6 protein-coding genes are annotated in these 8,542 nt (G+C 61.7%); 4 read left to right on the top strand and 2 right to left on the bottom strand.

All coding sequences use genetic code 11. From position 1 onward, the window contains the following. Nucleotides 1-95 precede the first annotated feature (95 nt). The gene (locus QMA15_RS30410; protein WP_070386017.1) at nt 96-1,574 is read right to left on the bottom strand and encodes an amidase; all 1,479 of its coding nucleotides are present in this window, start codon (nt 1,572-1,574) and stop codon (nt 96-98) included. 137 nt (nt 1,575-1,711) lie between these two features. After that, a complete protein-coding gene (locus tag QMA15_RS30405) occupies nt 1,712-2,821 on the bottom strand; it encodes a ring-opening amidohydrolase (protein WP_003946033.1) in 1,110 nt (369 codons plus the stop codon). A 223-nt stretch (nt 2,822-3,044) separates the two neighbouring features. Here QMA15_RS30405 and upp point away from each other — a divergent pair, with 223 nt between their 5' ends. From upp to QMA15_RS30385, 4 genes are all read left to right on the top strand, one after another. Next, nucleotides 3,045-3,668: a uracil phosphoribosyltransferase gene (upp, locus tag QMA15_RS30400; RefSeq protein WP_019746096.1), complete on the top strand. Its 624-nt coding sequence runs from the start codon at nt 3,045-3,047 to the stop codon at nt 3,666-3,668. Nucleotides 3,669-3,760: 92 nt separating this feature from the next. After that, nucleotides 3,761-5,458, top strand: a complete 1,698-nt coding sequence (locus tag QMA15_RS30395; RefSeq protein WP_003946020.1) for a PucR family transcriptional regulator — start codon at nt 3,761-3,763, stop codon at nt 5,456-5,458. 289 nt (nt 5,459-5,747) lie between these two features. Beyond that, nucleotides 5,748-6,986, top strand: coding sequence for a CoA transferase (locus QMA15_RS30390; protein ID WP_290288334.1), 1,239 nt, complete (start codon nt 5,748-5,750; stop codon nt 6,984-6,986). After that, nucleotides 6,983-8,494, top strand: a complete 1,512-nt coding sequence (locus QMA15_RS30385; protein ID WP_290288330.1) for a carboxyl transferase domain-containing protein — start codon at nt 6,983-6,985, stop codon at nt 8,492-8,494. The genes QMA15_RS30390 and QMA15_RS30385 overlap by 4 nt, the downstream gene beginning before the upstream one ends. Nucleotides 8,495-8,542: the final 48 nt, after the last annotated feature.

Raw genomic sequence — 8,542 nt, 5'->3', positions numbered from 1 at the left:
GTTCTTCTCCACAGCGCCCATGTCCGCGAACCCGTGCCACAATGCCGAAGCCATCGTCGTTCTCTCCCAACTGGATACGTTCGAAATAGATTAGGTCAGTTCACGCGGAGTGCGGGAGGAAGAACCCGCTCGACCCACTGGGTTGCCTGCTCGAATGCGTAGGCGAGTTGGAGTACGTCCAAGTCGGCTCCGTGCCGACCGATGATCTGGATACCCATGGGAAGCGAACGATCGTCGAAGCCGACCGGCATCCCCGCAACCGGAACCCCGGCCATCGTCCAGGGAACAACCGTCTCCATCCACCGGTGATACGTGTCCATCGACCGCCCGTCGACGTTCTCGGGCCAGTGAGTGTTCTTGTCGAAAGGAAACACCTGAGCACTCGGCGCGAGAATGTAGTCGTAGGTTTCGAACATCTTGGTAATGGCCGACAGCCAGCCGTTGCGGGCCTCCGCAGCCTTGGTCACGTCGAGTGCCGAGAGGGTGACCGCATGCTCGAGTTCCCACAACAGTTCGGGCTTCATCAACTCACGCAAGCTCGGATCGTTGTACTGATCGATCAAACCGAGCTGCGCCCACCAACGCCATCGCAGGAACAGTTGCCAGATGTCCTCGGGTTTGAAGTCGGGAAGTGCTGCCTCGACGCGGCACCCCAACTGTTCGAAGACCTCGAACGAGGATTCGCACAACTCGAGAACTCCAGGTTCGGTTGCCAGGTAACCGTTCCAGTCACCGACCCATGCGATCCGAGAGCCCTTCAGATCCCGTGCGAGGCTTTCGGTGAACACAGCGGGATTCTCACGAATCCCCAACGGTGCATAGGCATCCGGCCCCGCCATCGTAGAGAGAAGGTGAGCCACGTCGGTGACGGTTCGGCCCATCGGACCCACAACAGCGCCCTGAGCGATGAATCCCGTCTCCGGTATCCGACCCCAGGAAGGTCGAAACCCAACAACGTTGTTGAACGCCGACGGGTTTCGGAGCGAACCCATGTAATCGCTTCCATCAGCCACCGGCAGCATGCGAAGCGCCAACGACGCTGCTGCGCCTCCGCTGCTACCGCCGGCAGTGCGCGAATTGTCGTACGGCGACACCGTCGTACCCCACACCGGGTTGTACGTCTGCGATCCGAGCCCGAACTCCGGTGTGTTCGTCTTGCCGATCACGATGGCACCGGCAGACTTGATCCGCTTGACGAACAGGTCGTCCTCTTCGGCGATTCGATCCGCGAACATCGGCGACCCGGACGTGAACGGCAGACCCTTGGCTGCCGAAAGATCCTTCACCGCATGCGGAAACCCGTGCATCCAACCGAGATACTGCCCACTCGCCAACTGCGAATCACGCTCGCGCGCCTCCGCCGTCAACGCTTCCCGATCCCGCAATGCGACGATCGCGTTCACCGCCGGGTTATGAACTTCGATCTGGTCGAGGTAGCTGTCCATCACCTCGACACACGACACTTCACGCCTGCGTATCAGACCACTGAGCGTGACCGCATCGGCCATGACGAGCTCGCGATTCTCGGGCGCACCGGAAACGCTCTCGTCGACAGGGTCAGCAGCATGAACCATCGTGAATCCTTTCAAGCAGTGAAGTGGGTTGCGCCGGCAGAATCTCGGTCGGATTCGCCGCCACCGGCAACTGATTCGAGGACGAATTACCGGTGGCGGCGCGCGACTGTCGAAGTTTCCAGCGAGGTTCTTACCGGCTACTGACCGAGATCGACGATGGCGGCGACAGGGCCGCCGCCCTCGGGGCCCTGATGCGCTGCCGAGACCGAGACGAACACTGCCGGATCACCGGTGACAGCTGCCGTGACTCCACCTACGCACGACTTGATCTGGCGGTGCCAGTGCACGTCGGAGTCGTCGAGCATCGCATTACGACGGCCGCGGACCGTTCCGTCCTGGCTGGCCTCGCACTTCAAGAACACGTTGACGAGTTGACCGTCCAGGTCGCTCGAGTGCGGCCGCTCCGGAAGTTCGAGTCCGGCGTCACGGATCGCCGCCCAGATGCCGTCCTGGTCGAGCGGATCCTTCATCACGCTGTGGCCGATCCGGTAGCGTCCGCCGACGCCACGTGCGTTACCGACGACAACGATCTGAGCACGGTCCAACTCGACGCCGGACGAGCAGGATGCAACAGAGGAGAAGAGCTCGCGGCTGTGCATGACATCCTCGTCGGTCGGCATGTCGATTTCGCCGAGTGCAACCGCGATTCCGAGCGCCGTACCGCCGTTGGACAGGTCCATCGACTCATGAGTCTGTTCGGTCCACACGGTCTTGCCGCGACTCTTGGCGTCACGGATGGTGTGGATTGTCAGCAACGGAGTCTTGGTCTGTACGTAGTGCACGTCGGCGGGATCGGTGATTCCGGCATCGGCCATCGCATCTTTCACTGCCGCAGCTACTTTGGTGATCATTGCGGTACGACCGATGTCCTCGGGCAGCAGCTGCTCACTCATGGCGACACCCACGGTCAGTCGCGGCTCGTCGGTCTTGGTGACCTTGTCTGCCGGTACCGTCGCGAAGATCGTCGCGTGCGGGCTGATCACACCGTCCGTGCCGCCTGACCAGACGATCGGCACCTCCGCCACCTCTTCGGGGCTGCGATTACCCTTGGCGGAGAGAACCTCTCGAAACGCTCGGTCCGCGATGATTCGCGTGTAGTCGTTGACGCCGCCGTTACCCTCGGTTTTGCCGATGACTGCAATGACGCGGTCGGCCTCGAGGACACCGTCGTCGATCAGCTTGGCGAGCTCACTGGCGTCGGAGACGCTGTGTAGCGGAACCTTACGGACCTCGATTGCTTCGGGCATTGGCATCTCCTTGTATAGGGAATCGTGGAGGCAAAATTGGGCCTTGACAGCTCCTGGCGCCCAGCCCAGCCGAGCGGTTCGGAACTGCCATGCCGACCACGCTATGACGACTCGAACCCTTCGGCATCGTCAATAGTTGCCCAAACGAAAACCGCGATTGGTTATTTCGACTCCAATTCACCGGTTGTGCGCCGCCCCATCGGTTCTCACTTACGATTCGACCATGGACACCACTGTTGTCGACCATCCGCTGGCGGCATCGCTGCTCACGACCATGCGCGACGCTCGCAGCGACAACGCAACTTTCCGGTCCGCCTTGCGCAGACTGACCCATATGTTGGTCTACGAGGCCATGCGCGGCGCAGAAGTGGAACAGTTCGACATCGAGACGCCAGTTGCTCCGACGCTGGGAGTGCGGCTGGCAAATCCACCGCTCCTGGTACCGGTCTTGCGAGCAGGCCTCGGCATGGTCGAGCAGGCGAGTGCCCTTATTCCGCAGGCAGGTGTCGGTTTCGTGGGAATGGCACGAGACGAGAAGACACACCAACCGGTTCCGTATCTGGAGTCCCTTCCCGCTGATCTGTCGGGCACCCCCGTCTACGTCCTCGATCCGATGTTGGCGACCGGTGGATCCATCATCCGCACAATCGATCTGCTCATTGCACGCGGAGCCACCGATGTGACTGCAATATGTGTCGTCGTGGCTCCGGAGGGGATCGAAGCACTGAGGAACTCCGGACATCCAGTCAGGCTCCTCACTGCGAGCATCGACGACGGCCTGAACGAAAATGCTTTCCTGGTACCTGGACTCGGAGACGCGGGCGATCGCCAATTCGGACCACGGTAGTTGGCAGACATACGGAGAACCACTCATTTCGAGAGGCTATTTTCGTCAACTGTTGACAATGTTCGTCGCGTGATCGAGCGTAGTCTCGCGACATGGATAGATCTGCCAAATATTCGAGCGAAGAGCTTCAACATTTGCCAGAAGGTGGCGACTACAGACTGACGGTTCGGGATGTCCTCGAGCTGCCCAGTCTGCGTGGAGCCGAAGTCCTTGCCGGGCACGGGGGCTTGCGCCACCTCGTTCAATCGGTGAACGTGATGGAAGTACCGGACATCCTCGCTTGGGTGAAGCCGAACGAACTGTTGGTGACAACCGGGTTCCCGCTGCGTTACGGGCGAACCGGAGAGCTTCTCGACGATACAGATCTCAGCGACCTCGTCGACGGTCTCGCACGCCGAGGAGTCGCGGCACTTGCCGTGAAAACGGGCCGCTATCTCGACGAACTGCCGGAAGCCATGCTGCACATGGCAGAGCAGCGAGGGCTGCCGTTGTTGGTTCTTCCCGTCACCGCAGGATTCGACGAGGTGATCTCGGAGGTCTTCACCAAGTTGGTGGCGAAGCAGTCTGCGGCACTCGACATTGCCGATCGTCTTCACCGCTCGTTGACGTCGATCGTCTTGGAAGGTGGCGATCTACCCCAGATTGCCGCGGAATTCGCCGCGCTTTTCGACGTCAGCGTTCTCATCTGCTCGCCGGACGGAAGAGTGTTGACGGAGGCCGGAGATTCAGCCGCGCTGAACGCGCTTCCGTTGTTCGAAAGCACCGGTCGGTTCCTGACCGAACGGGTCGCTGTCGGTTTACAGAACGCGCCCAAAGGATTTCCTGGTCAGTTGGCGCTCACCCGGGTGGTGGCCGGCGGCACCGACCACGGCCGAATGGTCGCGTACGCCGGCACCCACGAACTCGGCGCAGTTGTCGTCCAAGCGCTGGAGCGAGCGGCCACCGTTGCTGCGCTGGCCGTCACCAAGCAGCTGGCAGTTGCGGCAGTGGAATCCAAATTCCGCGGCGACTTCCTCCGCGACGCACTGATAGGTGAAGCCGGCTCGCCGGCGGAAGTGAGCGCGCATTTCACCCAGTTGGGGTGGGATGTCACTCGTCCACTTGCCGTTGTGGTTGCGGAACTCGACGTCGATCACCCGGAATCCCAACACGCGAATTCCACGCGCACGGACCAAGATCGACTCAGCGACGGCTGGCAACAAGTGGTACGCACCCACGAGCGGACGGCACCCTCCGTCGGGTTTCGACACGAGGTGGTCACGCTTTTCCCCACCAGCACCGACCGTGCGGTTCGGGACATCGAAGGGTTGGTGCGCAAGGTTGCCGGAGATCGCACCAGCGGCCGCCGCTCCTTCAGCACGGGAGTGAGCCGGGTGATCTACTCCCTGGCCGATCTACCTGCTGCCTACGACCAAGCCTGTACGGCCGTGGTCGTCGGCCGACGTATCAACGGGCCGGGCCAGATCGCGCACTTCGACGAACTCGGCGTACACCGACTCCTCTCGCTCCAGACGGACAAGAGCGAACTGCGTTCGTTCACCGATGACGTTCTGAAGTCCCTGTCGGCGGACAACGCCGAAGCCGCAGATTTGCGTCTGACACTCCAGACGTTGCTCGACTGCAATTGCAATGTCGCCGAGGCGTCCCGGGCACTGCATATGCACTACAACACTTTGCGATACAGAATCGGAAAGCTGGAGAGCGTCGTCGGATCGTTCACCGACGACCCCGTCCTTCGATTGAACGTCTCACTCGCCCTGCAGGTCATGAAGATGCACGAAATGTCATGAAGATGCACCCAATAGGCTGACAGAGCGCCCCGATTACGGTTCGATACAACCGCAATCCAGCCGTGCGTTAAGCGTTCGTCACTTCTTACCCACCACTGATACCCGTCATCGGCAAGGTTACCCATGTGCCGTTGACCGGTGCGCGCTTACGGTTCGAAAGACGGGCCGCACATACCTCCTTCAGTGGCCCTGGCCGATTTCTCGGTCCAGCGGACCGGAGTCGACCGAACTACGGAGGCCTCAACCACCAACTGGCTCAGCCAATTACACCAGAACACGGCGGTGCGACATGAACTCGACTTCGAAGCCTCACAACACAAGTGCTCGTAGTGGTCCGCTACACGACGTGATTGTCGTCGACCTCACGCGCGCACTCGCGGGTCCTCACGCGGCAATGATGCTCGGCGATCTGGGTGCCGACGTGATCAAGGTCGAATCACCTCACGGTGGCGACGACACCCGGGGGTGGGGGCCGCCTTTTGTCGAGCCACCGCTGGAACCACCGCTGGAACCACCGAACACGCAACGGGAATCGACGTACTTCCTCTCCACGAACCGGAACAAGAAGTCGATCACGCTCGACCTCAAATCCGACAGCGGGCGCGCAACCCTCGAAGATCTTGTCTGCCGCGCCGACGTTCTCATGGAGAACTTCCGCACCGGAGTTCTCGATCGACTCGGATTCTCCACCGAGCGGCTGGCCGAACTCAATCCTCGACTGATCGTCCTGTCCATCAGCGGTTTCGGCCACGACGGCCCGGAAGGTGGTCGCGCCGGCTACGACCAGATCGCCCAGGGGGAAGCCGGACTCATGTCGCTGACCGGCTCGAATCCGGACGACGTTCAACGAGTCGGAGTTCCGATCGCCGATCTTCTCGCCGGAATGTACGGGGCGTTCGGCGTCGTCGCGGCCTTGAAGGAACGCGAACAGACGGGGAGAGGCCGTGTCGTTCGAACGTCGCTCTTGGCCAGCGTGGTCGGTGTTCACGCGTTTCAAGGAACGAAGTGGACCGTCGCCGGCGAGGTAGGCACAGCGCAAGGCAACCACCATCCCTCCATCGCACCGTACGGACTCTTTCGTACCGGCGATGGCGCAGTACAGATCTCGGTCGGCAGCGAAAGCCTGTGGAGAAGATTCTGCGAAGGATTCGACCTCGACCCTGACGCCCCCGGTATGGCAACAAACGCCGAACGCGTCGAAAATCATTTCCAGGTCGTCGAATTGATCGAACGTACCTTCAAACCGTATTCGCGTGACGAGCTTCTGACCGAACTCGACCGCATCGGAATACCGGCAGGACGGGTTCGGACGATCTCCGAAGTGTACGAATGGGAACAGACCCGATCACAGGGATTGCTCGTCGACGTCGACCACAGCACGCTCGGAAACATCACACTGCCCGGGCCGCCGCTGCGATTCTTCGATCCGGACGGAACAGAAGTGACGGAGACCCGGCACACCGCACCGCCGGTACTCGGTGAAGACACTGACGAAGTCATGTCGTGGCTACAAGGATTCACCCGATGAACCGCCTGACGGCTCGCGACTTGCTCGACCTGGTGATCGATGCCGGCACCTGGAAGTCGTGGGATACCCCTCCGATCCCCGTCGCGACCGACTCCGATTACGCCGAAGCACTTCTGCGGGCGCAGGAGAAGACCGGGCTCGACGAGTCCGTCCTGACCGGAAGCGCCTCCGTCCGAGGCCGCCGTGTGGCAATCATCGTCTGCGAGTTCGGCTTTCTCGGCGGATCGATCGGCGTGGCGGCGGGCGAACGCCTCGTCGTCGCCATCCGTCGAGCGACGCAAGAGCAGCTGCCCCTTCTTGCGCTTCCCACCTCCGGAGGAACGCGTATGCAGGAGGGGACAACGGCATTTCTGCAGATGGTCAAGATCACCGCGGCGCTCATCAAGCACAAAGAAGCGCACCTGCCCTACATCGTCTACCTCCGAAACCCCACCACCGGAGGCGTATTCGCGTCCTGGGGGTCACTCGGTCACGTGACGATCGCGGAGCCAGGAGCCCTCGTGGGATTCCTCGGCCCCCGGGTGTTCGAGGCTTTGTACAACTCACCTTTCCCCGTCGGTGTCCAGACAGCGGAGAACCTTCACGAGCACGGACTCATCGATGCGGTGAGGCCGCCAGACCAGCTCGCCGAAATCGTCGACCGCGCATTGCGCATCATCACCTCGAGACGTCGTGGGTACTCGTTGCCGAGTGACCCGTGCTCGTACGATTGCCCACCCGATACGTCGGCGTGGGAATCCGTCGTCGCATCCCGACGCGAAGACCGACCGGGAATCCGGGAAGTGTTGCTCAATTCCGCCTCGGACATGCTCCCGCTCAACGGAACCGGCCAAGGCGAGAACGATCCCGGCATCATGCTCGCGCTCGTTCGCTTCGGCGACATGCCCTGCGTCCTTCTCGGACAGGACCGACGCGGACAGACTGCTCACTCCCCACTCGGCCCCGGCGCTCTGCGGGAAGCTCGGCGAGGGATGCGGCTTGCCGCAGAGCTCGACCTGCCGTTGGTGACGATCATCGACACGGCAGGCGCCGCCCTGTCGAAGGAAGCCGAAGAAGGTGGATTGGCCGGCGAGATCGCTCGGTGTATAGCCGACATGATTTCACTCGAGGTCCCCACCATTTCCCTCCTGCTCGGGCAGGGCACCGGCGGCGGCGCCCTGGCACTGATTCCGGCCGATCGAGTGCTGGCGGCCCGCCACGGTTGGCTCTCGCCCTTACCTCCCGAGGGTGCAAGCGCGATCATGTTCCACGACATCACGCACGCTCCGGAGATGGCGGCCGGTCAAGGGATACGGTCCTTCGATCTGCTCACGGGCGGCATCGTCGATCGGGTCATCCCCGAATTTCCCGATGCCGCGGACGAATCCGCCGCATTCTGCACTCGCGTCGGAGCGGTACTGCACTACGAGCTGAGCGTGCTCAGTGCTACCGATCCGACTGAACGGCTCATCACCCGCACCGAACGCATCGACCGTATCGGCCTGGTCGAAGCCAGCAGTGCCGTCTGATCGATCAGTACACAGAACACAGAACACGCACACACCGCGAAAGGCCGG

The sequence above is a fragment of the Rhodococcus sp. APC 3903 genome (genome assembly GCF_030407755.1).
Taxonomy (GTDB): Bacteria; Actinomycetota; Actinomycetes; order Mycobacteriales; family Mycobacteriaceae; genus Rhodococcus_F; species Rhodococcus_F erythropolis.
This window is presented reverse-complemented; position numbering and strand designations above follow the sequence as displayed.

Bases quoted from the DNA above. Each gene is read 5' to 3' on its own strand.
- QMA15_RS30410 (WP_070386017.1), bottom strand. From the start codon at position 1,574: ATGGTTCATGCTGCTGACCCTGTCGACGAGAGCGTTTCCGGTGCGCCC.
- QMA15_RS30405 (WP_003946033.1), bottom strand. From the start codon at position 2,821: ATGCCCGAAGCAATCGAGGTCCGTAAGGTTCCGCTACACAGCGTCTCC.
- upp (WP_019746096.1), top strand. From the start codon at position 3,045: ATGGACACCACTGTTGTCGACCATCCGCTGGCGGCATCGCTGCTCACG.
- QMA15_RS30395 (WP_003946020.1), top strand. From the start codon at position 3,761: ATGGATAGATCTGCCAAATATTCGAGCGAAGAGCTTCAACATTTGCCA.
- QMA15_RS30390 (WP_290288334.1), top strand. From the start codon at position 5,748: ATGAACTCGACTTCGAAGCCTCACAACACAAGTGCTCGTAGTGGTCCG.
- QMA15_RS30385 (WP_290288330.1), top strand. From the start codon at position 6,983: ATGAACCGCCTGACGGCTCGCGACTTGCTCGACCTGGTGATCGATGCC.